At 73.3% G+C, this 23,585-nt stretch carries 21 protein-coding genes; 8 read left to right on the top strand and 13 right to left on the bottom strand.

The genetic code is table 11. The features are described from left to right. Window positions 1-2,031, top strand: a 2,031-nt coding sequence (gene cydC, locus ODJ79_RS42620) for a thiol reductant ABC exporter subunit CydC (protein WP_263029430.1), incomplete at its 5' end; no start/stop codon positions are given. 257 nt (window positions 2,032-2,288) lie between these two features. Here the strand turns inward: cydC and ODJ79_RS42625 are convergent. From ODJ79_RS42625 to ODJ79_RS42645, 5 genes are all read right to left on the bottom strand, one after another. Further along, window positions 2,289-3,749 (bottom strand): purine-cytosine permease family protein, encoded by a 1,461-nt coding sequence (locus ODJ79_RS42625; RefSeq protein WP_263029431.1) that lies wholly within the window; start codon window positions 3,747-3,749, stop codon window positions 2,289-2,291. A 69-nt stretch (window positions 3,750-3,818) separates the two neighbouring features. Then, on the bottom strand, window positions 3,819-4,370 hold the full coding sequence (locus ODJ79_RS42630) for a hypothetical protein (RefSeq protein ID WP_263029432.1): 552 nt from the start codon (window positions 4,368-4,370) through the stop codon (window positions 3,819-3,821). Beyond that, window positions 4,370-4,762 (bottom strand): hypothetical protein, encoded by a 393-nt coding sequence (locus ODJ79_RS42635; RefSeq protein ID WP_263029433.1) that lies wholly within the window; start codon window positions 4,760-4,762, stop codon window positions 4,370-4,372. The genes ODJ79_RS42630 and ODJ79_RS42635 overlap by 1 nt, the downstream gene beginning before the upstream one ends. 68 nt (window positions 4,763-4,830) lie before the next feature. Next, window positions 4,831-6,900 (bottom strand): S9 family peptidase, encoded by a 2,070-nt coding sequence (locus ODJ79_RS42640; protein WP_263029434.1) that lies wholly within the window; start codon window positions 6,898-6,900, stop codon window positions 4,831-4,833. Window positions 6,901-6,915: 15 nt separating this feature from the next. Then, complete coding sequence (locus ODJ79_RS42645; protein ID WP_263029435.1) at window positions 6,916-8,103, bottom strand: thiolase family protein; 1,188 nt, start codon at window positions 8,101-8,103, stop codon at window positions 6,916-6,918. A gap of 85 nt (window positions 8,104-8,188) precedes the next feature. Here ODJ79_RS42645 and ODJ79_RS42650 point away from each other — a divergent pair, with 85 nt between their 5' ends. Next, on the top strand, window positions 8,189-8,746 hold the full coding sequence (locus tag ODJ79_RS42650) for a TetR/AcrR family transcriptional regulator (protein ID WP_263029436.1): 558 nt from the start codon (window positions 8,189-8,191) through the stop codon (window positions 8,744-8,746). A 14-nt stretch (window positions 8,747-8,760) separates the two neighbouring features. On the opposite strand, the gene ODJ79_RS42655 is transcribed toward ODJ79_RS42650, so the two are convergent. The 3 genes from ODJ79_RS42655 to ODJ79_RS42665 form a co-directional block, all read right to left on the bottom strand. Then, complete coding sequence (locus tag ODJ79_RS42655) at window positions 8,761-10,965, bottom strand: ATP-binding protein (RefSeq protein WP_263029437.1); 2,205 nt, start codon at window positions 10,963-10,965, stop codon at window positions 8,761-8,763. 169 nt (window positions 10,966-11,134) lie between these two features. Beyond that, window positions 11,135-11,908, bottom strand: coding sequence for a 5'/3'-nucleotidase SurE (surE, locus tag ODJ79_RS42660; RefSeq protein WP_263029438.1), 774 nt, complete (start codon window positions 11,906-11,908; stop codon window positions 11,135-11,137). Further along, window positions 11,908-13,581: a putative bifunctional diguanylate cyclase/phosphodiesterase gene (locus tag ODJ79_RS42665; RefSeq protein ID WP_263029439.1), complete on the bottom strand. Its 1,674-nt coding sequence runs from the start codon at window positions 13,579-13,581 to the stop codon at window positions 11,908-11,910. Before ODJ79_RS42665 ends, surE begins: the two co-directional genes overlap by 1 nt. 254 nt (window positions 13,582-13,835) lie before the next feature. Here ODJ79_RS42665 and ODJ79_RS42670 point away from each other — a divergent pair, with 254 nt between their 5' ends. Then, window positions 13,836-14,459 carry a CG0192-related protein gene (locus ODJ79_RS42670; RefSeq protein WP_263029440.1) on the top strand — a complete coding sequence of 208 codons (624 nt, stop codon included), beginning with the start codon at window positions 13,836-13,838 and terminating at the stop codon, window positions 14,457-14,459. Window positions 14,460-14,530: 71 nt separating this feature from the next. Here the strand turns inward: ODJ79_RS42670 and ODJ79_RS42675 are convergent, their stop codons facing one another. After that, window positions 14,531-15,196 (bottom strand): NAD(P)-dependent oxidoreductase, encoded by a 666-nt coding sequence (locus ODJ79_RS42675; RefSeq protein ID WP_263029441.1) that lies wholly within the window; start codon window positions 15,194-15,196, stop codon window positions 14,531-14,533. A gap of 70 nt (window positions 15,197-15,266) precedes the next feature. Here ODJ79_RS42675 and ODJ79_RS42680 point away from each other — a divergent pair, with 70 nt between their 5' ends. Continuing rightward, the gene (locus tag ODJ79_RS42680; RefSeq protein ID WP_263029442.1) at window positions 15,267-15,734 is read left to right on the top strand and encodes a MarR family transcriptional regulator; all 468 of its coding nucleotides are present in this window, start codon (window positions 15,267-15,269) and stop codon (window positions 15,732-15,734) included. On the opposite strand, the gene ODJ79_RS42685 is transcribed toward ODJ79_RS42680, so the two are convergent. Further along, window positions 15,711-16,664, bottom strand: coding sequence for a TIGR03557 family F420-dependent LLM class oxidoreductase (locus ODJ79_RS42685; RefSeq protein ID WP_263029443.1), 954 nt, complete (start codon window positions 16,662-16,664; stop codon window positions 15,711-15,713). The genes ODJ79_RS42680 and ODJ79_RS42685 overlap by 24 nt on opposite strands. Window positions 16,665-16,731: 67 nt before the next feature. On the opposite strand from ODJ79_RS42685, the gene folP reads away from it, so the two are divergent. Further along, window positions 16,732-17,598, top strand: a complete 867-nt coding sequence (folP, locus tag ODJ79_RS42690; protein WP_263029444.1) for a dihydropteroate synthase — start codon at window positions 16,732-16,734, stop codon at window positions 17,596-17,598. Here folP and ODJ79_RS42695 read toward each other — a convergent pair. Further along, window positions 17,595-17,789, bottom strand: a complete 195-nt coding sequence (locus tag ODJ79_RS42695) for a hypothetical protein (protein WP_263029445.1) — start codon at window positions 17,787-17,789, stop codon at window positions 17,595-17,597. The two genes, folP and ODJ79_RS42695, sit on opposite strands and share 4 nt — an antisense overlap. Before the next feature lie 23 nt (window positions 17,790-17,812). Continuing rightward, window positions 17,813-18,370 carry a TetR/AcrR family transcriptional regulator gene (locus tag ODJ79_RS42700; RefSeq protein ID WP_263029446.1) on the bottom strand — a complete coding sequence of 186 codons (558 nt, stop codon included), beginning with the start codon at window positions 18,368-18,370 and terminating at the stop codon, window positions 17,813-17,815. Window positions 18,371-18,448: 78 nt separating this feature from the next. Between ODJ79_RS42700 and ODJ79_RS42705 the strand changes: the two genes are divergently transcribed. From ODJ79_RS42705 to ODJ79_RS42715, 3 genes are all read left to right on the top strand, one after another. Further along, a complete protein-coding gene (locus ODJ79_RS42705) occupies window positions 18,449-19,858 on the top strand; it encodes a DHA2 family efflux MFS transporter permease subunit (protein WP_263029447.1) in 1,410 nt (469 codons plus the stop codon). 244 nt (window positions 19,859-20,102) lie between these two features. Continuing rightward, complete coding sequence (locus ODJ79_RS42710) at window positions 20,103-20,738, top strand: DUF4360 domain-containing protein (protein ID WP_263029448.1); 636 nt, start codon at window positions 20,103-20,105, stop codon at window positions 20,736-20,738. Between the two features lie 66 nt (window positions 20,739-20,804). Continuing rightward, window positions 20,805-21,632 (top strand): alpha/beta fold hydrolase, encoded by an 828-nt coding sequence (locus ODJ79_RS42715; RefSeq protein WP_263029449.1) that lies wholly within the window; start codon window positions 20,805-20,807, stop codon window positions 21,630-21,632. 209 nt (window positions 21,633-21,841) lie between these two features. Here the strand turns inward: ODJ79_RS42715 and ODJ79_RS42720 are convergent, their stop codons facing one another. After that, window positions 21,842-23,530 carry a PQQ-like beta-propeller repeat protein gene (locus ODJ79_RS42720; protein WP_263029450.1) on the bottom strand — a complete coding sequence of 563 codons (1,689 nt, stop codon included), beginning with the start codon at window positions 23,528-23,530 and terminating at the stop codon, window positions 21,842-21,844. Window positions 23,531-23,585 lie beyond the last annotated feature (55 nt).

Consider the following 23,585-nt stretch of genomic DNA (forward strand, 5'->3'; position numbering starts at 1 on the left):
GCGGGCGGCGAGCTCTCCAAGGCTGGCCACGCGGGCGGCGAGCTCTCCAAGGCTGGTCGGGCGGGTGGCGAGCCGTCGCGGACTGAGGAGTCGTCCGCGGCAACGACCGTGGGCCTCGATCCCTCCGCTCCGGCCCAGGGCGTGCGGCCCGAGGCTGAGCCTTCGCCCGCTCGGTCCGTGCGGCGCCGCGCCCTGTCGTGGCCGGTCGCGGTGGCGCTCGGGAGCGGGTCGTCGCTCGCCGGCCTGCTGCTGACCGGGGCGGCGGCGTGGCTGCTGGTGCGGGCCGCGACCCTGCCGCCGGTGCTCACCCTCTCGGCGGCCGTGGTCCTGGTACGCGGGAGTGCCGTGGCCCGCCCGCTCCTTCGCTACGCGGAACGCCTGGTCGCACACGACGTCGCCTTCGCACGCCTCGGCGCTCGGCGGGCCCGCGTCTACGCCGCCTTGATCCCCCGGGTGCCCGGTCCTCGACTCCGTCGCCGGGGCGACCTGCTCACCCGCGTGGTGGACGACGTCGACGCCCGGGTCGACGGGCTCCTGCGGGGACGCCTGCCCGCCCTTGCCGCCGCCACCACGCTGGCGATCGCGGCCGTGGCCGCCGTGGCGATGACCCGGTCGGTCGCGGTGCCGCTGGCGATCGGCCTGCTCGTGACCGTCGTCATCGCGCCCGCCGTGGCCGCCCGGCAGGCCGCCCGCGAGGACGCCGCCACCGCCGCCGCCCGAGCCCGCCTGCACGACGCGATGGTGGAAACCGTGGACGGCATCGAGGAGCTACCGGGCGGCGGCCGCGTTCCGCACGAGCGCAGCCGCGCCCTGGCCCGCCTGGAGTCCCGTGCCGCGCAGGGCGCCGGCCAGGCGACCGCGCTGGCGCACCTAGGCTGGGGAATCGCCGTGACCGGAGTCGCCTGGGCCCTGACCCACGCCGCCTCCCTGACCCACGCCGCTTCCCTGGCCCACGCCGCCTCCCTGACCCACGCCGCCACCCTCACCCACGCCGCCACCTTGATCCACGCCGCCACCCTCTCGCCCGAGTGGACGGCGGTCCTTCTCCTGACTGTCGTGGCCCTGGGTGAAACAGCGCTCACCTTCCCCGACGCCGCCATAGCCCGCGGTCGCGATGCCGGTGCGGCCGCTCGCCTGGCCGACCTGACCTCGTCACCGATCCCCGCCACTTTCCCGGCACCCATGCCGACGGCCGCGTCCCCACTTGCGGATGCCGGTGCGGCCGCTCGCCTGGCCGACCTGACCTCCTCACCGATCCCCGCCACTTTCCCCCCACCCATGCCGACGGCCGCGTCCCCACTTGCGGTCGCTGCGTGCCCCGTCGCCGACATTTCCGGATTTAGCACCCGCCGGGCGATCGGCGACATCGTGGTGCGCGGGCTGTGTGCCGGGTGGGACGCTGCTCAGGCGCCGGTGTTGCACCACCTCGACCTGGATCTCCCCGCCGGGGCGCGGGTCGCGGTGGTCGGCCGTTCCGGGTCGGGCAAGTCCACGCTCGGGGCCGTCGTCGCCCGTCTGCTCGACCCGCGAGCGGGCACGATCACCGCCGGCGGGCGGGATCTCCGCGCGCTGCCCGAAGACCAGGTCCGCGGCCGGATCGTGCTGGTCGGCGACGAGACCGGGCATGTCTTCGCCTCGACCGTGCGGGAGAACCTCCGGCTGGCCCGGCCCGGCGCCACCGACGCCGACCTGGTCGCCGTTCTGCGCCGGGTACGGCTGGACGGGTGGCTGGCCACGCTCCCCGACGGGCTCGGCACCTGGCTGGGCACCGGCGGCGCCACGATGTCCGGCGGTCAGGCGCGCCGGCTGGCGACGGCCCGGGCGCTGCTCGCCGACCCGGAGGTGCTGATTCTCGACGAGCCCACCGAGGGTCTCGACAGCGGGCTGGCCGAGTCGCTGATGGCTGACCTGCTGGACGCGGCCTCCGGACGTACCGTGCTGCTGCTGACCCACCGCCCCGAAGGCCTGGACCGGGTCGACCACGTGATCGACCTCGACAAGCGACGGTCGCCAGCCGAAGCGATCGGATGACATCCCGCCGTCGACCCGACACGACCGGACCCCTGCCCGCCAGCGCACGACACCCGCCCGCCGACCCGACACGACCCCGCCCCTGCCCACCGAGCGCACGACACCCGGCCGCCGACCCGACACGACCCCGCCCCTGCCCACCGAGCGAACGACACCCGGCCGCCGACCCGACACGATCCCGCCCTGCCCACCGAGCGAACGACGCCGGGCCACCGACCCCGACGGGACTCGGGTCGACGGGTGGCGATGGGCGGGCGCTAGTCGGCTTCCTGACGGCGGACCGCGCTCGCGCTGCCGATCAGCGTCCCGAGCAGGCCGATCACCAGGGCCGCCAGGATGCCCAGTCCCGAGTAGGCCCAGGCGCCCTCCTTGCCGCCCAGGCCGAGCGGGCCGAGCAGGTAGCCCTGCCAGGACAGCCAGTCCGCGAAGGTGTTGGTGACCAGGCCCCAGCCGATCGCCGTGCCCGCGACGACCAGCGTCAGCGGCAGCACGCGGACGTTGCCGTAGCGGCCGCGCGGATCGAACAGCTCGGCCTCGGCGTAGTCGCGGCGGCGGAGCGCCACGTCGGCCAGCATCACGCCGCACCAGGCGGCGATCGGGACGCCCAGGGTGATCAGGAAGCCCTGGAACGTGCCGATGAAGCTGGTGCCGAAGAAGACCACGTAGATGGTGCCGGCGATCATGAGGACGCCGTCGACGGCGGCGGCCACCGGGCGTGGGATGCGGATGCCGGCGGTGAGCAGGGCCAGGCCGGACGAGTAGATGTCCAGCACCGCGCCGCCGATCAGGCCGAGCACCGCGGCGATCGCGAACGGCACCAGGAACCAGGTCGGCAGCAGCGTGGTCAGCGCCCCGATCGGGTCCGCGCCGATCGCGTCCGACAGGTCCTTGGAGGAGCCGGCCAGCAGCAGGCCGAAGGTCAGCAGGACGACCGGGCCGAGCGCGCCGCCGAACGTGGTCCAGCCGAACACGCCCCAGCCGGACGCCGTCCGGGGCAGGTACCGCGAATAGTCGGCGGCCGCATTGACCCAGCCCAGGCCGAAGCCGGTCATCAGGAAGACCAGCGCGCCGATCACCTGCTGGGTGGAGCCGGCGGGCAGCGCGGTCACGGTCGACCAGTGGATGTGGTCGGCGGCCAGCACCATGTAGACGACCGTGAGTACGGCGGTGACCAGGGTGATCACCGTTTGCAGGTGCATCACCACGGCGAAGCCGGCCACCCCGGCCAGCACGGTGACGGCCGAGACGACGATCAGCGCGACCACCTTGGTGCCGGTGCCGCCGCCCCAGCCGAGCCGGGTGAAGACGGTCGCGGTGGCCAGCGTGGCCAGAATGACCAGCACCGTTTCCCAGCCCACGGTGAGCAGCCAGGACAGCGCGGCGGTGAGGCGGTTGCCGTTGACCCCGAAGGCGGCCCGGGACAGCACCATGGTCGGCGCCGAGCCCCGCTTGCCGGCCAGCGCGATCACGCCGCACAGCGCGAAGGAGACCACGATGCCGATCGTTCCGGCGATCACCGCCTGCCAGAAGGAGACCCCGAACGCCAGCGTGAAGGCGCCGTAGCTGATGCCGAGCACCGAGATGTTCGACGCGAACCAGGGCCAGAACAGCGACCTCGGCCGTCCGGCCCGCGCGCTCTCCGGGACGACCTCGATGCCGATCAGTTCGATGCCGGTGCCGGCCACCACGGCCGGCGTGACTTCCTCGGTACGGGCCATCGTCCACCGCCTCGTGCGGCCCCGGTCAGCAGGGCATCCACGCTCATCTTGCTCCGCGGCGGCCCGCGATCATAGATGTTCCCGGCTGTCTGTCGCGCCACGCCGCCAGGCGTGCGACCCGAACGGCCGCCCCCGGAGGCGGGCGGCGACCTCGTCCAGCTTGACGATCAGCTCGGCCGGCTCGGCGGCCGGCGGCACCTCCCGGGTCTCCAGCAGCCGGGCCGACCGGCTGCCGTGCGCGGCCACCGCGGCGGGCAGCGACGCCACGTCCCAGACCGCCTGGACCCGGCCGGTCCGCTCCTCGAGCCGCAGGTAGTGCTCCTGCTCGGCGGAGTCGGTCTCGCCGAGCGACCGCAGCCGGGCCACCACGATCGGCACCCGGCCCAGCCGCTGCACCAGGCGAACGGTGGCGCCGGCGTGGGTGATGACGATGTCGGCCTCGGACAGTCGCTGCCGCATCTCCGCGAGCGAGACGTATCGCTCGTGCGGGCACGGCGGGACCACCGTCGACGCGCCGGTCTGCACGAACACGTCGTGATAGGCGCAGAGCGGCGCCACCGCGGTGATCAGGCGGTCGAACGGGCGGGACCCCATGCCGACGGTGACCAGCAGGGCGGCCATCAGTAGAGCTCGCCGACGAAGATGCCGGGGCGGGACGGGCGCTGGGTGAGCACCTCGCCGGCCAGCCGGGCCGCCCGGGGCCGCGGCCCGGTCCGGGTGAGCGGCTCCACCCAGAGCGTGGGGATCCGCAGCAGGCGCGCCGCCCGGAAGAACGGGGTCGCCATCCGGCCGGCCGACACCAGCAGTTCCGGGCGCTCCCGGCGCAGCAGGCGAAGCGCCCGCCACATCCCGATCGACGCCGGCGCCCAGGTCACCGGCAATCCGTCCAGGGCGACGACCGTGTCCGCCGCGGGCATCGCGACCCACGACGTCTCGTGCCGCTCCCACCAGGGGCGCAGCGCGACCAGGTCCAGCAGCACCCCGCCGCTCCCGGTCACCAGAAGCAACCGCATGGGCCCAGACGGTAGACCGCCACCGGCTCCCTGTGGATCCACTGTGGAGACGGGCGGATGCCGACCGATCAGGCGATGGCCAACGCCTCCCGGATGAAGATCAGCTCCTGGGTCAGCAGGTCGACGCCGGGCGGCAGGTGGCTCCCGCCGGGCAGCGGCAGCACGGTGTGCGGGCGGCCGGCCGCCAGCAGGGCCGCGGACAGCCGCAGCGTGTGCGCCGGATAGACGTTGTCGTCGCGCAGACCGTGGATCAGCATCAGCGGCCGGGTCAGCCGCGGCGCGTCCGCGATCAGCGAGCAGTTCTCGTAGGGCCCGGCATCCGTCCGCGGGTCGCCGAAGAACCGCTCCTGCCAGTGCGTGTCGTAGAGCCGCATGTCGGTGAGCGGCGCGCCGGCGACCCCCGCGTGGAAGACGTCCGGCCGGCGCAGCACCGCCAGCGCCGCGAGGTAGCCGCCCGCCGACCAACCCCGGATCGCCACCCGGCCCAGATCCAGCGACGGGTACTGCCCGGCGACGCCGTGCAGCGCGGCGATCTGGTCCTCGAGCAGCAGCGCCGAGCGGTCACCGCGGATGGTCCGCTCCCAGCGCGGCCCTCGGCCGGGGGTGCCGCGCCCGTCCGAGACGATCACCGCGAACCCCTGGTCGGCGAACCACTGCGACGCGTAGTAGAGGTCCCGGTCGGCCACCGCCCGCTGCATGGCCGGGCCGCCGTAGGGATCCATCAGCACCGGCAGGCTTTCGCCCTGCCATCCGGACGGGAAGAGCACGGCCGTCCGCAACTCGCGCTCACCGATCCGGAGCAAATTCACCAGGGGTACGACCGGGGACGTCGCCGACAGGTCCTTGACCGTACGCGCTGCCGCCCGGCCGGCGTGCCCGCCCGCGGTCGTCACCGTCACCGCGTGCCCGTCCAGGGTGGCACTGCTGAGCACGGTGGTCCCGGCCGTACGGATGCCGGAATGCCGGCCCGCCGCGGCGGTGACCCGGGCCGGGCCGGCGCCGGGCGACCAGGTCCACAGGTGCCGCTCGGTCGGCTCGTCGGCGGCCGAGAACAGCACGGTCTCGTCGTCCGCCCCGTGCACCTCGAAGACCTGCAGACCGGCCGGGGTGACCGGCTTGCCGTCCACGGTCAGGTGGCGGGTGTCGCCGATGTCGGCGGTCGCGACCAGGGCGCCGGCGGCGGTGCGCACCGGCACGCCCGGGACGATCTGGGTCCAGGCCGGATCGCGGGACTCGGCGAGGGTGGTGACCCGGCCGGTGCCGGGGTCGACCGCCACCGTCCGCAGCACCGTCTGCGGGCGGTTCTGCAGGACGGCGAGCAGGCCGTGCCGGTCCCAGACGACGTCGACCAGGTATTCGTAGTCGTCCCAGCCGAAGTCGACCGCGACCCGGTCGCCGCCGACGCCGTAGACCCAGAGTGTGACCAGCGCGTTGTCGGTGCCCGCGGCCGGGTAGCGGTGCGCGGCCGGCGGGGTCTGCGGGCTGGTCGGGTCGCTCAGGTACCAGACGCCGACCGGACCGTTGTCGACCCGGGCCACGGCGAGCCGGTCGCCGGCCGGGGACCACCAGTACCCGCGGTGCCGCTCCATCGACTCGGCCGCCACGTGCTCGGCCAGCCCGTAGGTCACGGCCGGCGACTCGGGCGTGGCGAGGGCCCGGTCGTCCGCGCCGTCCGTCCCGATCAGGCGCAGTTCGCCGTCGTGGACGTAGGCGACCCGCACGCCGTCCGGGCTCATCGTGGCGTCGGTGAGCGGGGTGCGCGCCGGCACCCGGGTGACCGTGCCGGTGCGCATCCCGACCAGGTGGAGCTCCTCCCCGACCGTGCACGCTATGCCGCGTACCTCCTGATCGAAGCTGTAGGCCACGACGCCGGAACCCTGGTCGCGTGCCCGCTCCCGCCGGGCCTGTTCCTGCGCCGACGGCGCGGTCTCGGTCGTGCCGAGCGCGCGCGGATCGGCGAGCAGGCGCTCCGCCCCGGTCTCCAGATCGAGTTGCCAGAGGCAGCGGACCGGGTCCTCACCTCCCCGCGAGCGCAGGAAGAACACCCGCCGCCCGTCGGGGGTGAGGGTCAGCCGTTGCGGCCGGCCGAGCCTGAAACGCTGGGTGCGGGCGAGCAGCGTGGGGTACGACGCGGACATGTCCGCCAGTCTTCATCATTTCCCCAGTCTTTCGATGACCGTCGCGTTCGCCGTGCCACCCGCCTCGCACATGGTTTGCAGTCCATATCGTCCGCCGGTGCGCTCCAGCACGCCCAGCAAAGTGGTGGCCAGTCGTGCCCCGCTGGCCCCGAGCGGGTGTCCGATCGCGATCGCGCCGCCGTCGACGTTGACCTTCGCGGGGTCGGCGCCGGTCTCCGCCTGCCAGGCCAGCACTACCGAGGCAAAGGCCTCGTTCACCTCGTACGCGTCGATGTCCTGGATGGTCAGACCGGCCCGGCCGAGCACCTTCGCGGTGGCCGGGATGATCCCGGTGAGCATGAGGATCGGATCGTCGCCGACCGCCGTCGCGGTGTGGATGCGGGCGCGCGGGCGCCAGCCGTGCCGGCGCGCGTTCTCGCTGGTGGTGATGAGCAGGGCGGCGGCGCCGTCGTTGACCGGGCTGGAGTTGCCGGCGGTGACCTTCCAGTCGATCGGCCCGAACCGCGAGACCCAGCGCGGGTCCTCGAACGCGGTCCGCAGCCCCGCGAGGGTCTCCACGGTCGTGCCCGGCCGGATCGTCTCGTCGGTGGCCAGCTCGTTGATCGGGACGATCTGGGACTCGAAATATCCGCGCTTGGTGGCGTCGGCCGCCCGCTGGTGGCTGGTCGCCGAGAACTCGTCCAGCGCGGTACGGGAGAGGTTCCACCTGCGGGCGATCAGCTCGGCGGCGATGCCCTGCGGGATCAGGCCGCCCGGGTAACGCCGGGCGAGGGCCGGCCCGCCGACGTCGGCGCGGTTGCCGTCGACGACCGCGGAGGAGCCGATCGGCACCCGGGACATCGACTCCACCCCGGACGCGATGACCAGGTCGTAGGCGCCGGCCAGGACGCCCTGGGCGGCGAAGGCGAGCGCCTGCTGGCTGCTGCCGCACTGGCGGTCGACGGTCACCCCGGGCACCGACTCGGGCAGGCCGGCGGCGAGGGCGGCCAGCCGGGTGGTGTTCGTGGACTGCTCGCCGACCTGCCCCACCGCGCCGCCGATGACGTCGTCGATCTCGGCGGGATCGAGGCCGGGGACCCGCTCGACCAGGGCCCGGAGGGCGTGCGCGTGCAGGTCGACGGGGTGGATGTCGCGGTAGGCACCGGTGGGCTTGCCCTTGGCGACGGGGGTACGGACGGCGTCCACGATGACGGCGTCTCGCATGGCTGGCCTCCTCGAATCGTACGCGGACCGATCGGTCCGATAATAGGCGCCCGACGGACCGATCGGTCCGTTAAACTGGTCACTCATGACACGGACCGAAGACCCCGCGGGCCGCGAGCGGATCCTGTCGGCGGCGACCACGCTGTTCTACGTGCACGGCGTGCGCGCGGTCGGCCTGGCCGAGGTGATCGCCGCGGCCGGCTGCGGGAAGAACATGCTGTACCGGCATTTCCCCAGCAAGGCGGCGCTGGCCGCGGCCTACCTGCGACGGGTACGGGCCGAGCGGGACAGGTCCACGGCCCGGGCGCTCGCGGCGGGAACATCGACGGGCGCGGGCGAGCAGCTGGTCGCGCTGGTCGCCGAGGTCGCGGCCTGGGTGCAGCGCGCCGACTACCGGGGATGCGCGTTCCGGAACTACCTCACCGAGTTTCCCGCCGGCGACGACGAGCCCGCCGCGGTCGCCCGGGACTATCTGCGGGACACTCGGCGGCAGGTCGACGACCTGGTCGCCGCGCTCGGCAGACCGGAGGTCGTCGGCGACCGGATCTGGCTGCTGGTCGACGCGCTCTACGGCGGAACCGGCACGCCGGCCCAGGTCGCCGTCGACTGGGCCGGTGAACTCGTCACGTCACCGCCGAAATAGGGCCGGGCAAGCGGTCAGGCCGCCGGGACCAGCAGTTCGTACCGGGGTGACCGGGACGACCGGGTGCGCCGGCGGAGGGCGACAGCGGAAACCGGGGCGGTCTCCAGGACTTCCTGGTTCGCCCGGGCGTTCCGGGTGACGGCCGCGGGCAGGGTGAAGGTGAAGCGGGACCCGCCGCCGGGGTTGTCGTCGGCGGTGATGTAGCCGCCGTGGCGTGCCACGATGCGGTGGCAGATGGCCAGGCCGAGGCCGGTGCCGGCGTAGCCGGAGTCGCTGTGCGCGCGGTGGAAGTTGTCGAAGATCGCTTCGTGCTGCCCGGCCGGGATGCCGATGCCGTTGTCGGCGATGGTGACCTCGACGGTGCCGCCGCGGCGCCGGCTGGTGATCTTCAGGTGCGGGGTGACGCCCGGCGCCGTGTATTTGATCGAGTTGCCGATCAGGTTCTCCAGCAGCTGCCGGACGGCGCCGGCGTCGGCGTCGACCGGGTCGAGCGGGCTCACCTCGATGAGCGGGGTGGGCAGGTCCGCGGCGGCCGCGGCGTCGGCCCGCCCGGCCGCGATGTCCGCGACCATGTCGGTCAGCTCGACGCGGGTGGGCGCGAGCTCGGCGTCCCGGGCGGCGGTGTAGGCGAGCAGGTCGTTGATGAGCCCGCGCATCCGGGTGGCGGCGCGGCTGACCCGGGCAAGGCTGTCGCGGGCCCGGCCGATCGCCGGCTGGTCGGCGTCCAGGAAGTCGGCCGCGGTCTCGGTCCATCCCTCGACGGTGGTCAACGGGTTCTGCAGGTCGTGGGCGACGGCGCCGGCGAAGGTGGCGAGCTGGTCGCGGTGGCGGCGTTCGGCGGTGACGTCGTGGTAGAGCACGACGGCGCTGCGGATGCCGTGCCCGTCGGGCAGCGGGGTGGCGGTGACCTGGACGATCCGGCCGTCACGGTCGCCGGGCTTGCGGACGAGCAGGTCGTCGCCGACGACCTGGGCGCCGGCCAGGGCACGCCGGTGGGGCAGGGCCTCGGCGGCGATCGGTGTGCCGTCGAGCCGCTGCAGCCGCCGGTGGGTCTCACCGGAGTCGTCGGCGGGGCCGAGCAGCCGGACGCCGGCCCGGTTGCGCAGCACGACCCGGCCGGCGGCGTCGACGACGGACAGGCCGTCGTCCATCGAGTCGATGATCGCGCTCAGCAGCGCGGCCTGGCCGGCCAGCTCGTCCTTCTGGCCGTTCAGGTCGGCCACCAGCGCGGCCCGTTCGTCGCGGCTCAACGCCAGGGACAGCCCGATGAGGGCGATCACTCCGACGTACGCCTGGGCCAGCACGGCGCGGGTCGGCAGGTCGGCGATGACGGCCATCGGGCCGTGGCCGAGCATGGTCAGCCGGACCACCAGCGCACCGAAGACCGCCTGATGCAGGACCAGGTACCCGGTACGCAGCCGCAGGGCGGCCCACACGGTCAGGATGATCAGCGGGAACGCCAGCGACATGCCGCGGTCGAAGACGAAGCCGGCCAGGAAGGCCAGCACCGAGCAGACGGTCACGGCCACGTATTCGCCGACCCGCCAGGCGGGCATCGCCCACAGCGCCGCCCACGCGGTGCGCCGCCAGGCGGCGAGCGACCCGTGCCGGGCCCGGAAGCCGCTGACCGCGGGGCCGAACCAGAACCCGACGATGCCCAGGGCGAACATGCCGGTGACGTGCCGGGCCACCCAGGTCGCCACCAGCAGCCAGGTCACCTCGCCGCCGGCCAGCCACACGCCGGTGACACCGACCGCCGCGCTCGTGGCCGCGGCGACGACGGTGATGGCCAGGAGGCCGCCCAGCTCCCGGGGGGCGGACAGCCGGGCGGAGCCGCCACCGCCCCACAGGCCGGGCCGGCGGCGGCCGAGCAGCCACGCGAACACCAGGGCCTCGACGAGGTTGGCCACAGCCAGCACGACGCTCGGCCTGACGGCCAAGCCGGTGGCGCAGTTGCCCACCAACCCGATCAGCAGGAGGACGCCGGCGTCGAGCCACCGCAGGCGGGAGCGGCGCTGGGCGCAGAACCACACCGCCGAGGCGCCGACGGCCGGCCACACCAGGACCAGACCGTGCCCGTCGAGCGCGGTCCTTCGCCCGACCAGGAACGCCATCGCGAACGCCAGCGCGAACCCGGCCGTGCCCACCAGCGACGCCCGGACGGTCGACGGACCATCCGGCGCCCCGGTCGTCGCGGTTGCTGCACTGGTGTCCCGCACCCGATCCCCCGTTCACTCCGGCCCGCGCGGTAGCTGCGGAATCATCTTCGGAGTCACCGGGATCGCCTCCGGGGCGGCTCGGTTGCCGCCCGGGTGCAACCCATCCGTTCGGCCGAGCGGCGCTGCCCGGGACGGGCCGCGACGCGGGCTGAACAGCGCAGGAGAGCCGCTATCCGAGGCCCGGTGACCGGTCCTGGGCCGAGCCGCCGTCCCGCTGATGGGGGATGCCCGGCTCGGCCACCTCGGCCGGCGGGCGCACCAGGGTCAGCGTCGCGTGCCCCTCGGCCAGCAGCGCCAGGTCGGTTCCGGGCGCCGGCCGCTCCGCCGTCTGCAGGAAGTCGGTGCGCACGTACCCGTCCCCGGTCTCCAGGATCTGGATCTGCACCTGGCCGAACGCCGCCAGCGACGCCGCACGCACCGAGGCCACCGACGGCCGGTTGGGCACGTTCAGGTTGACCGCCACGCCCGGCGGGACGGCGGCCGCCCGGTCCAGCAGCGAGCCGGCCGTCGCCGCCGCGGTCGTCCAGTGCAGCGTCGGCCCGTCGACCGCGGCCAGGTAGTCCAGCGACACCGCCATGCCGTGCAGGCCGCGCGCCACGGCGGTCAGGGCCGCGCCCACCGTCCCCGAGTGCAGGACGGCCCGGCCCGCGTTGGCCCCCGGGTTGATGCCGGAGAGCACCAGGTCGGGGACCGGGCCGAAGACGCCCAGCGTCGCCAGGATCACGATGTACGCGGGGGCCGCCGGCACGGCGTACCCGAAACTGGTCTGCTCGATCGCGACCCGGCCCTGGGTCGTCACCGCGGCGAGGGCGGCGCTCATCCCGCTGTACTCGGTCGCGGGCGCCGCCACCACCACCTCGTGGCCGGCCTCGCGCGCAACGGCGGCCAGGGCGGCGAGGCCCGGCGACGCGATGCCGTCGTCGTTGGTGACCAGGACCCGCATCAGGCGGCTCGCCGGGTGGTCTCGACCGGCGGCGCGGGCCGGCCGAAGTGGTAGCCCTGCAGCACGTCGAAGCCGGCGTCGCGCAGGATGTCGGCGGTCTGCTGGTCCTCGACGCCCTCGGCGACCAGGGTCAGCCGCAGGCCGCGGGCCATCGCCGCGACCGCCTCGACGATCGCCCGCTCGCGCGGGTCGTGGATGCGGTGCACGAACGAGCGGTCCAGCTTGAGCTCGTCCAGCGGGAGGCGGGTGAGCAGCGCCAGCGAGGTGTAGCCGGTGCCGAAGTCGTCCATCGCGATGCGGACGCCCAGCTCGCGGATCGCCCGCAGCCGGTCGGCGCTGCGCTCGGGGCGGGTCATCACGGCGCTCTCGGTGATCTCCACCTTGAGCGCGCCGGCGGGCAGGTCGTACTCGGCGAGCAGCCCGGCGATCACGCCGACGATGCGGTCCTGGGCCAGTACCGGCGCCGGCAGGTTGACCGCCACCGGCACCCGCCAGCCGTCGCGATGCCACCGGGCGGTCTGCCGTACGGCGTCGGCCAGGATCCGGTCGGTCATCGCCGTGATCATCTCGGAGCGCTCGGCCTCGGCCAGGAACGCGGCCGGCGTGAGCAGCCCGTGCCGTGGGTGATCCCAGCGGACCAGCGCCTCGAGCGACTCCACCCGGCCGGTGCGGGCGTCGACCAGCGGCTGGTAGTAGAGCACCAGCTCGCCCCGGTCGATCGCGGTGCGCAGCTCGGCCAGCAGGCGCAGGTCGGTGGTGGACTCGGCGGCCAGCTCGGGCCGCCACACCTCGACCGCGGTGCGATGCCGCTTGGCGGCGTACATCGCGGTGTCCGCGCCGGCCAGCAGGTCGCCGAGGTCGCGCCGGCCGGGCGTGGTCCGCGCGACGCCGGCCGAGGCCTCCACGGTGATCGGCACCCCGGCGACGGTGAACGGTCCCTGGATGTCGTGCAGCAGGCGGCGGGCGAGCTTCTCCAGGTATTCGTCCGACTCATCGGCCAGGTCGTCCAGCAGCACCACGAACTCGTCGCCGCCCAGCCGATAGACCCGGTCCGGGAACGCCTCGGCGAGCACCGATGCGACCCGGCGCAGCAGGTCGTCGCCGCGCGAGTGGCCGAGCTCGTCGTTGATCTCCTTGAACCGGTCGAGGTCGATCAGCAGGAGCGCGACCGGCCGGTCGTCCCGGGCGAGGACGTCGCCGGCCACCTCGGCGAGCCGGCGGCGGTTGCCCAGGCCGGTGAGCACGTCGTCCTGGGCCAGGCTCTCGTACCGGCGGCTCAGGTGCTCGACCAGCGGGCCGACCGGGGCGATGCCGAGCCGGCCGTCGTCGAAGCTGACCACCACCGGCAGCGACTTGGCGCCGGCCGGGCGGTTGAGCACGGCGCGGGCCGCGTCGTCCCAGGCCGTCGCCGCGGGCAGGACCAGCGCCGGCTCGGGCAGGATGGAACGGGCCGGGCGGCGGAACATCAGCGCCCGGCCGTAACCGAGGCGACCGGCCAGGACGGACTCCAGGTAGGGGCGGTCGAGCACATACGTGGTGCCGTCATCGACCGCGACCAGGCCCAGCGTCTCGGGATCGGCGCGGATCAACGCCTCGATCTCGCCGACGCCGGTGTCCGCGTCGATCACGGTCACCGGGGTGGCGAGGTCGCCGAGCACAGGCGCATGCGGCATCCGCGGGCACCACCCTCCCCTGTCCGGCGCCTTCGCAGCCCCAAGATTCGGCACAGGTCAGTCGGTGGGCAAGAGTACGTCAGGTTCGCGGATGATCTGAGCCGGCACAGGAAGAATTCACGAAGCTGCGACCCGGCCGAGAAAAATCGCGTCGCCGCCGGGTCCACTGCGGACGGCTGACCAGCGGGCGACGTACGCCATGACTCGGCCGGGCCGCTACGGTGAGATCGGGTCCGATCGCCTAGAGTCCGGCCATGGCCACACTCCACCAGGCGACGCTCACTCCCACGAAGCTCGAGTTGCTCTCGGCCTGGCTCCCGGGCCGCCACTGGTACCCGCAGGAGGCGGTGGCCGGCCTCGATCGGGTGGCCGGCTGCCGGTTCGACGACCCGGCCGGCGAGGTGGGCATCGAGCTGCTGGTGGTGCGGGCCGGGAAGGACGGGCCGCTGGTGCACGTGCCGATGACCTATCGCGGCGCGCCGCTCGAGGACGCCGACTTCTACCTGATCGGCACCATGGAGCACTCGGTGCTGGGCCGCCGCTGGGTCTACGACGCGGTCGGCGACCCGGTCTTCATTGAGGTGCTGACCTCGGCCATCCGCACCGGCGGACACCAGGCCGAGGAGTTCGTGGAGACCGAGAACGGGCCGCAGCAGCGGGAGCCGTCGATGACCGTGCGGGGCACCGGCTCCGCCGAGTCGTCGGCGCCGGCCGGCCGGCTGGTGCGGGTCGAGGACGGCGACCCGGCCGTGGTGGTGGCCGAGGCGGCCCGGCTGGATGTGCGCCGGGTGCTCACCCTGGTGCCGGCCGAGGGGCCCCTCGCGCTGGTCGGGGCCTGGGCCGGGCAGACACCGACGGTGCTGGCCGACCTCTACTGAGCTGTCCCGGGGCCGGCCTCTACTGAGCTGTCCCGGGGCCGGCCTCTACTGAGCTGTCCCGGGGCCGGCCTCTACTGAGCTATCCCGACCGTGTGGCCGATCGTCTCCGCCCGGGTCACGCAGGCCAGCATCTGGTCGGCGACGTCGGCCCGGGAGACCGAGAAGCCGCCGCGGACGTTGCGATCGATGGCCGTACGGTATCGCCTGGTCAGCGGCCCGTCGGTGAGCTTGGGCGGGCGGCTGACCGTCCAGTCGAGCCCGCTGTCGCGGACCACGTCCTCCATCCGGGCCAGGTCCTCGTAGTGGGTGCGAAACATGGTCTTGGCGAACGGTGCGCCGAGATGCCGCATGAAGAAGCCGTCGCCGGGATCATGCCGGGGCGGGTGCGGGCGCCCGGGCGAGGCGAACGTGCCCATCGGGGCGGCGCTGACCACGATCAGGCGGCGGGTTCTCGTCTCCCACGCCGCCTCGACCAGCGCCGCGGTGCCCCGCCAGGCGACACCGGACTCGGCCTTGGTGCGCGCGCCCAGCGCGGACAGGATCGCGTCGGCTCCCTTGATCGCCTCGGCCAGGGCCGGTACGTCCGGGTGTGCGAGGTCGGCACCGACCGTGCGGACCGGGTCGGTGATCTTCTCCGGGCTGCGGACCAGGGCGGTCACGTCGTGACCCGCCTCGATGGCCTGTTGCAGCAGGTGGCGCCCGATGCCGCCGGTGGCGGCGACGATGGCGAGCCGCATGTCGTCCTCCCAAGTTCCGTACCTCAGATAGTATGGAAACCATAACATCTTCTTTTGGGGTTCAAAACATATGAGTTTCAAATCACCGGGGCAGCGGCGGGCCGCGAACCGCGTCAAGGACGCGCTGCGTGACACGACACTGCAGGTCGCGCTGCTCAACCACCGGGTCGGGTCGCGGCTCAAGCTGCGCGACGTCGACTTCGACTGCCTCAACCTGCTCAACCAGCACGGGCCGCTCGGGCCGGGGGCGCTCGCCAAGCTGGCCGGCCTGCATCCGGCGACGATGACCGGGGTGCTCGACCGGCTGGAGAAGGCGGGCTGGGCCACCCGCGACCGCGACCCGGACGACCGGCGAGCCGTGGTGGTCCGGGCGGCGCCGGAGCGGGGACGGGAGATCTTCGAGCTGTACGCGGGGATGAACGGCTCGATGGACGAGATCTGCGCCGGCTACACCGTCGAGCAGCTCGAGCTGATCGACGAGTTCCTGCGCCGGACCGCCACGGCCGGCCGCGACTCAACCGCGCGGCTGTCCGATTAGCTCCCGCTCGCAGAAGGCCAGGAAGCCGTCCGGGTCGGGGCCCGCGTTCATCAGGGCGACGTGGTCGTAGCCGGCCTTCTCGTAGGCCGCGATCGCGTCCCGGTACCGCTGCGGGTCGGGGCCGGTCACCATCTGCTCCCGTACGTCGTCCGGGCGCACCGTGGCCGACGCGGCCTCGAAGTTCACCGGGTTCGGCAGCTCGGACATCACCTTCCAGCCGAGGACCGACCAGCGGCTGGTCTCGTGCGCCGCCCGGACGGCCGCCTCCTCGTCCGGCGCCCAGGCCACCGACAGCTCGGCGTACTTCGGCCCGGACCCGCCGGCCGCGGTGAACGTCTCGACCAGGTCCGCGCGCGGCTCGGTGGCGAACAGGCCGCCGCCGTGCATCGCGGCAAGCCTGGCCGCGTCCTTCCCGCCGGCCGCCACCGCGATGGCCGGCAGCTTCTCCGGGAGGTCGAACACCTGCGCGTCCTCCAGCGACAGGTACGTCCCGTCGTACGACCGGTACCCGCCGCGCCAGAGCAGCTCGATGATCTCCAGGGCCTCGACCAGCAGGGCGTGGCGCTCGCGTACGCCCGGGAAGCACCCGCCCACCACGTGCTCGTTCAACCGCTCGCCGGAGCCCACGCCGAGCGTGAAGCGATCGTCGGAGATGATCGCCAGGGTCGCCGCGGCCTGCGCGATGATCGCCGGGTGGTAGCGCACGGTCGGGCAGGTCACCCCGGTCGCGAGGCCCAGCCGGGTGGTGCGCGCCGCGATCGCACCCAGCACCGACCAGGCGAACGGCGAGTGGCCCTGCACCTCGAGCCACGGGTGGAAATGGTCGCTGATCTCCACGAAGTCGAAGCCGCACTCCTCGGCGCGGACCGCCTGCCGGATCAGCTCCTTGGGCCCGAATGCCTCCGCGGCCAGTTTGTATCCCAGTCTCATGTCGTCCGGCGTTCCCCCGGCGGATCCCGCCAAACCGGCCCCCGACCGGCTGTTACGCTCGCCAACCGTGGGCCAGGAACACAGTGTGCGGACGATCGGCAACCGCAGGTTCGACTTCGCACGGCAGGTCGCGGTGATGGCGATCGTCAACCGGACACCCGACTCGTTCCACGACAAGGGCAGCACGTTCGCGCTCGACCAGGCGGTGGCCGCGGTCGAGCGGGCCGCCGCGGCCGGCGCCGACTGGATCGACATCGGCGGGGTGCCGTTCGCGCCCGGGCCGGAGGTGAGCGCGGCCGAGGAGCTCGACCGGGTGCTGCCCGTCGTGGTCAAGGCCCGCGACCTGGCGGTCGTCTCGGTCGACACGTTCCGCCCCGAGGTCGCCGCCGAGGTGATCAAGGCCGGCGCCGGGGTCATCAACGACACCTCGGGCCTGCGCGACCCGGCGATGGCCGACGCCGTGGCCGGCACCGACGCCCAGTTGGTGATCACGCACAGCCTGGCGCCGCCGCGGACGCTGTGGCCGAGCCCGCACTACGACGACGTGACCGCCGAGGTGGCGGCGTTCCTGCGGGAGCGGGTGCGGGTGGCGCTCGACCGCGGCGTCCGGCCGGACCAGATCATCATCGATCCGGGCCACGACCTGAACAAGAACACGCTGCACTCGCTGGAGCTGACCCGCCGCCTCGACGACATCGCGGCCGTCGGCTATCCGATGCTGGCCGCGGTCAGCAACAAGGACTTCATCGGCGAGACCCTGAACGCGGCCCAGCACGACCGCCTGTCCGGCACCCTGGCCACGGTGGTCTTCTGCATCCTGCACGGCGCCCGGATCGTCCGCGTGCACGACACGGCGGCCACGGTCGACGCGGTCCGGATGACCGAGGCGATGCTGGGGTGGCGGCCGCCGGCCTACACCCGGCACAACATCTAGCGGGTCTTGCGGGCCAGGTCCTCCTCGACGTCCTCGCGGTTGGCGTGCAGCTTGTTGATGCCCCGGTTGCTGCTGCCGTTCGCCGGCGTGAAGGTCGGCGGCTCGTCGGTGAGGAACGTGCCCTCCTCCTCGAGGCCGCTGATGTGCTGATCGGTGCTGCCGCCGGCGACGGTCTGCTCGTTGTTGGTCATCACCTTCCGATACCCGCTCCGGCTCATTTGATGTGGTCGAAGGTGTCCAGCAGGTCGGTCATCCACGGGTCGCGCGGCACCGGGTCGGGGCCGACCACCCGCATCGCGCCGAGGCAGGTGAGCAGCATGCCGACCGCGAAGAAGTCCCGGGCCTCCTCGGCGCCCACCCCGGTCAGCTCGCGCACCACCTCGTAGAGACGTCCGAAACAGGCCCGCACCGGGGTGCCGATCGCCGGGTCCGCGCTGGCCGTGAAGCCGTGCAGCAACAGGGTGATCAGCTCGCGCTCGGCCAGCAGATCCTCGTACGCCGCGCCCAGGCTCTCCAGCGTCGGCGCCTCGGCGGCCGCGGCCCGGAACCGCTGCTCGATTCGTGCGCCCGCCCGGTTCACCGCCGCGATGAACAGCTCCTGCTTGGTGCGGAAAATCCTGATCACGTACGGCTGGGAGACGCCGGCCAGGCGCGCGACCTGGTCGGTGGTCGTCCCGGCGTATCCGCCGAGGCTGAACGCGGTGACGGCGGCGGTCACGAGCTGCTCGTGCCGCTCCTGCGCGGTGAGGCGGGTGCGTGTGGCGCGGGTCATGGTTGACAGATTATCAGTCGATAACTACCGTCGTCGGCAGAAGTTATCAGTCGATAACAACTTTTCCGGGGGGACCCCATGACAACCGTCGCCGAGCGCCCGGCACCGCCCTCTTCGCCCCGCCGCGCCTCCCGCCCGCTGGCCGCCGTGCTGGCCGCGGTCGGCATTCCCACCTTCATGGTCACGCTGGACAACCTGGTGGTGAGCACCGCGCTGCCGGTCATCCGCACCGACCTGCACGCGTCGATCACCGAGTTGCAGTGGTTCGTGAACGCGTACACGCTGCCGTTCGCCGCTTTCCTGCTGACCGCCTCGGCGCTGGGCGACCGGATCGGCCGCCGCCGGATGTTCCTGGCCGGCATCGTCGTCTTCACGCTCGCCTCGCTCGCGGCCGGCATGGCCACCGAGTCCTGGCAGCTCACCGCGGCCCGGGCGATCCAGGGCCTGGGCGGCGCGGCGGTGGCGCCACTGGCCCTGACCCTGCTGGCACAGGCGGTCCCCGACAACTTGCGCACCATGGCGGTCGGCGTCTGGGGCGGCATCAGCGGCCTCGGCGTGGCGGTCGGCCCGGTGGTCGGCGGCGCCGTGGTCGACGGCCTCGACTGGCACTGGATCTTCTGGCTGAACGTCCCGGTCGGCGTCGTCGCGGTGATCCTGGCGGCGACCGTCCTCGACGAGTCCCGCGGCGGCGCCCGCCGGCTCGACCCGCTGGGCCTGGCCCTGTCCGCGTCCGGCATGCTGCTGCTGATCTGGGGCGTCGTCGACGGGCCCGACAAGGGCTGGACCTCGGCCCGGGTCCTGAGCATGCTGATCTCCGGCACCGTCCTGATCGCCGCGTTCATCGCCTGGCAGGCCCGCAACAAGCACCCGATGCTGCCCCTGTCGCTGTTCCGCTCCCGCGGCTTCAGCCTGGTCAACGTCGTCACGCTGACCTTCTCGGCCGGCACCTTCGGCGCGGTCTTCCTGCTGGCCCAGTTCTTCCAGGTGGTGCAGGGCCTCAGCCCGCTCGACTCCGGACTGCGCACCCTCCCCTGGACCATGGCCCCGATGGTGGTGGCCCCCCTCGCCGGCCTGTTCGGCGACCGCATCGGCCAGCGCAACCTCATCTTCGCCGGCCAGGTGCTGCTCGCCGGCGCGATCCTCTGGATGGGCCTGACCACCAGCGCGACGGTCAGCTACAGCCACCTGGTGGCCGCCTTCGCGATGGCCGGCGTGGGCATGGGCCTGACCTTCGCCCCGATCAGCACCATGGCCCTGGCCAGCGTTACCGAACAGCAGCGCGGTGTGGCCTCCGGCGCCAACAACACCATCCGCGAACTGGGCGTGGCGGTCGGCGTGGCGGCGCTGGCCTCCATCTTCAGCTCGTACGGCAGCTACCTGACGCACGACTCCTACGTGGACGGCCTGCGTCCCGCGGTGCTGGCCGGCGCCGCCATCGTCGCCGCCGGAGCGGTCGTGGCGCCCTGGCTCCCCGGCCGCAGTCGCTGACCCACTCCCCGCCTTCACCGAACCGGCCCGCCTCGGCGGGCCGGTTCTTTTGCTCCCCGGAGTGCTCCACCGAACGGCCCATGCCCGCTCGACTCCCCGGGCAAAGAACCGGCGATAGTCCTCCTTTAGTGACCGTCTACATCGAGTCGCGCATAGCGTCCTTAGCAGACAAACCGTACATTGCGGGTGCGCGGCTCAGCGCCGCCGTCCGTAAACGACGACACCCCACCGGGGAAGGAACACCATGCTGAAGACACTGACCACGGGCGCCGCCCTGATCGCCTCGCTCGCCGCGACCGGAGCATCCGCGCACGCAGCGCCGGCCGCCGGGCCGAGCACCGACATGGTCATCGACGTGGTGGCCGCCAACGGCTCCGGCTGCCCATGGGGTACCGCGGCCGTGACGGTCTCGCCGGACAGCAAGGCGTTCACCGTCACCTACAGCCAATTCATCGCGCAGGCCGGCGCCGGCACGAAGGCCACCGACTTCCGCAAGAACTGCCAGCTGGCGTTGAACGTCCACGTGCCGCAGGGCTACACGTACGCGATCGCCGGGGCCGACTACCGCGGCTACGCCCACCTCGAGTCCGGCGCCAGCGGATCGGAGAGCGCCAACTACTACTTCCAGGGCGAGCCGCAGTCCACCCGCATCCGGCACAACTTCACCGGCCCGACCAGCGCCGACTGGGTACGCACCGACACCGTCGGCATCTCCTCGCTGGCCTTCCTCCCGTGCGGCGAGCGGCGCTACCTGAACGTCAACACCGAACTGCGCGTCGACCGCGGCTGGTCCAGCCCGAAGGCCACGAGCTTCCTGACGATGGACTCCACCGACGGCCGCATCGACACCGTCTACCACGTCGCCTGGAAGAAGTGCTGACCGGACCCGGCCGCCGGTCCGGGTCGTCCACACGACCCCGGGCCCGGCGCGTGACATGATCGAATCATGCCTTTCCTGAACGCCGCGGGGGTCGACGTCCACTATGTCGAGCACGGCCCGGCGGCCGGTTCCGCCGCGTACACGGCCGTGCTGCTGCATGGATTCCCCCCGGACCATCGGATCATGACCGGTTGCTTCGAGCCGGTGTTCGCGGATCGACGAGGCTGGCGCCGGCTGTATCTCGACCTTCCGGGCATGGGCCGCACCGTCGCGCCGGCGACCGTCGGCAGCACCGACGACGTCTTCGCCGTGGTCCGGGCGGCGGTTCAGCAGCTGGTCCCGGACGGCCGCTACGCGATCTGCGGCGAATCGTACGGCGGATATCTGGCCCGCGGCCTGGTCGCCGCCGACCCCGCACGCACCACCGGCCTCGCGCTGGTGTGCCCCATGGTGATCGCCGAGCACGCGCTGCGCGACGTCGACGAGCACGTCGTGCTGGTCCGCGACGCGTTCGCGGCGGCACTGCCCGCCGGCACCGACTTCGACCAGATCGCGGTGGTGCAGACCGAGGAGACGTACGCACGCACCCAGCGTGAGGTGGTCGTCGGGCTGGACCTCGCCGACCCGTCCGCCCTGCAGCGCATCGGCGGCAGCTACGCCGGCACGTTCCCGCTGGAGACCGAGGCGCCGCCCTATCCGGGACCCGTCCTGTTCTTCCTCGGCCGGCAGGACTCGTCGACCGGCTACCGGGACGCGTGGCGCATCCTCGAGCACTACCCCCGAGCCACCTTCGCGGTGCTGGACCGCGCCGGCCACAACGCCCAGATCGAACAACCCGCACTCTTCGCCGCGCTGGTCCACGAGTGGCTCGACCGCATCGAGGAAGCCGGCTGACCGCACCGGCGGCACGCCGCGGCGACCGGCTCCGGTTGGCCGAGCCTGACTACAGTGCTCGCCGTGACGGTGGATGCCTTGCGCGCACGCAATCTGTTCGGCAAGGCCATGGAGGCCGAGCATCCGGTGTGCCGGCTGCTGGTGACCGACGAGTACGACGACGGCCGCGAACGGTCCCGGAAACTCGAGGAGCAGGGCCCGCGCGGCGATCAGCCGGTGAGCGTCACCACGTCCGGCGCCAGGCCGGCCTTGCCGGTGATTAGGCGGTGGAACAGCACGCAGCCGGCCAGGTCCGGGTCGTTGCGGCCGGCGCAGTTGGGCGCGCCGGTGTCGAGGCCGACCAGCTCGACCGTGTGGTTCGGCGGGGGCGTGTACGGGATGCGACCGGCGGTCGTGGCGGTGCACGCCGGCAGGCCGGCGCTGGACGGTATCGAGCCGCGGTCCTCCCAGGCGGGATCGGGATCGCTGTCGCCGGCGGTGAACTCGCGCGTCCACACGGTCAGCGCGGCGCCGTCGGACAGGCAGTTCGCCAACGTCAGCGAGCTGGTGGGGTTGACCCAGTGCCGGCCGGTGACGACCGGACCGGGCCCGTCCACCACCCGGATCGTGGTGGGCACGGGGAACGTGGCGCCCGTTCCGTCGTACAGCACGAGGTTGGCGGCGAAGGTCCCGGTCGCCGTCGGGGTCCCGGCGAGCATCAGCTCGCCGTGCGGATTGGTCCCGGCCGTGATGCCGGGCGGCAGGCTTCCGCTCACGATCGCGACGGCGAGCGGGCCGCTCCAGTCCGCCGCCTGGGTTTCGGTGTCCTGGTAGAGGCCGCCGGCCTCGGCGTCGCGCGGGGTGGCGACGACGCGGGCCATCCGGATCGTCGCCCAGGTCAACTCGGTCAGGGTGCCGTCCGTGCGCAGTGCCGTGGCCGCCGCGCCGGTCTCCGTCGCGATGTGCGGGGCGAGCGCGACGACCGGGCCGGCCGCCAGGTGCACCCACCCGCTGATCACGTCGACCGCGGCGAAGACGGAGCGAAGCCCGAAGATGTCGCCCGTCCCGGTCCGGTAGTAGATCTTGTCGGCGGCGGCGATCGCGCGACCGCCCGGTTCGTACGGCAGCACGACACCGGCCGGCATCGCGTACGAGTGCCAGTTGTCGGGCGTGCCGCCGTAGAGCTGCGGCTTGCCCGCCGCGTCGGTCGCCACCAGGTTGCCGTTGTCGGCGGAGATGGACGCGAACGGGCCACCGATCACGGTCCACGTCGTGCGGGTCCCGGACCACTGCCGTACCGTGCCGCCGGTCGAGTGCCCGAACAGTGTGGTGGCGCCGGCGTTGCCTCGCTCGGCCAGCGAGTCCACGTACCAGCCGGAGTCGATCGTCTCCCAGAGGCGAGTGCCGTCCTGGAGTTGCGCGTCGCCGTGCAGCCGCGAGACCCCACCGCCGGCGCCGACCGCGTACAGGTCGGGGATGAACCGCGGCGGCTGGTTGTCGGCGGTGACGGTCGAGCCCGACCGGCTCGCCACCAGGTCGATCATCCCGGTGGCCAGGTTCTCCCAGCGCCGGGTGTCCCGGTTGAAGTGGATCACCGAGCGGTCGGCGGTGAGGGCGTACACCTCGGTGCCGGAGATCGCCAGCTTGCCCACCCGCGCGCCGGGCGGCCGTCCCAGGTCCTCGACGATCCGGCCGTCGCGGGTGAGCCGGACCTTGCCGTCGCTCGCGCCGAGCACGGCCACCTTGTCGGTGTTGAAGTTGTATCCGGGCGTCGCCGCCGGCGACACGTCGGCGCTCACTGTTGCCCACCGGGCCGGGTCGGCCGCCGCCGAGCCGGCCGGGAGCAGCGCGGCCGGCAGACCGAGAGCCCCGGCGGCGATCCAGGCGCGCCGATGCCCGCTCCATCTCAGGTGCCTCATGCGGCCATCGTGGCCGGCACGCTTTGACTGGGCTGAAACAGCGCGAACGACAGCC

Origin of the sequence: Actinoplanes sp. KI2 (assembly GCF_025630775.1) — a bacterium.
GTDB lineage: Bacteria > Actinomycetota > Actinomycetes > Mycobacteriales > Micromonosporaceae > Actinoplanes.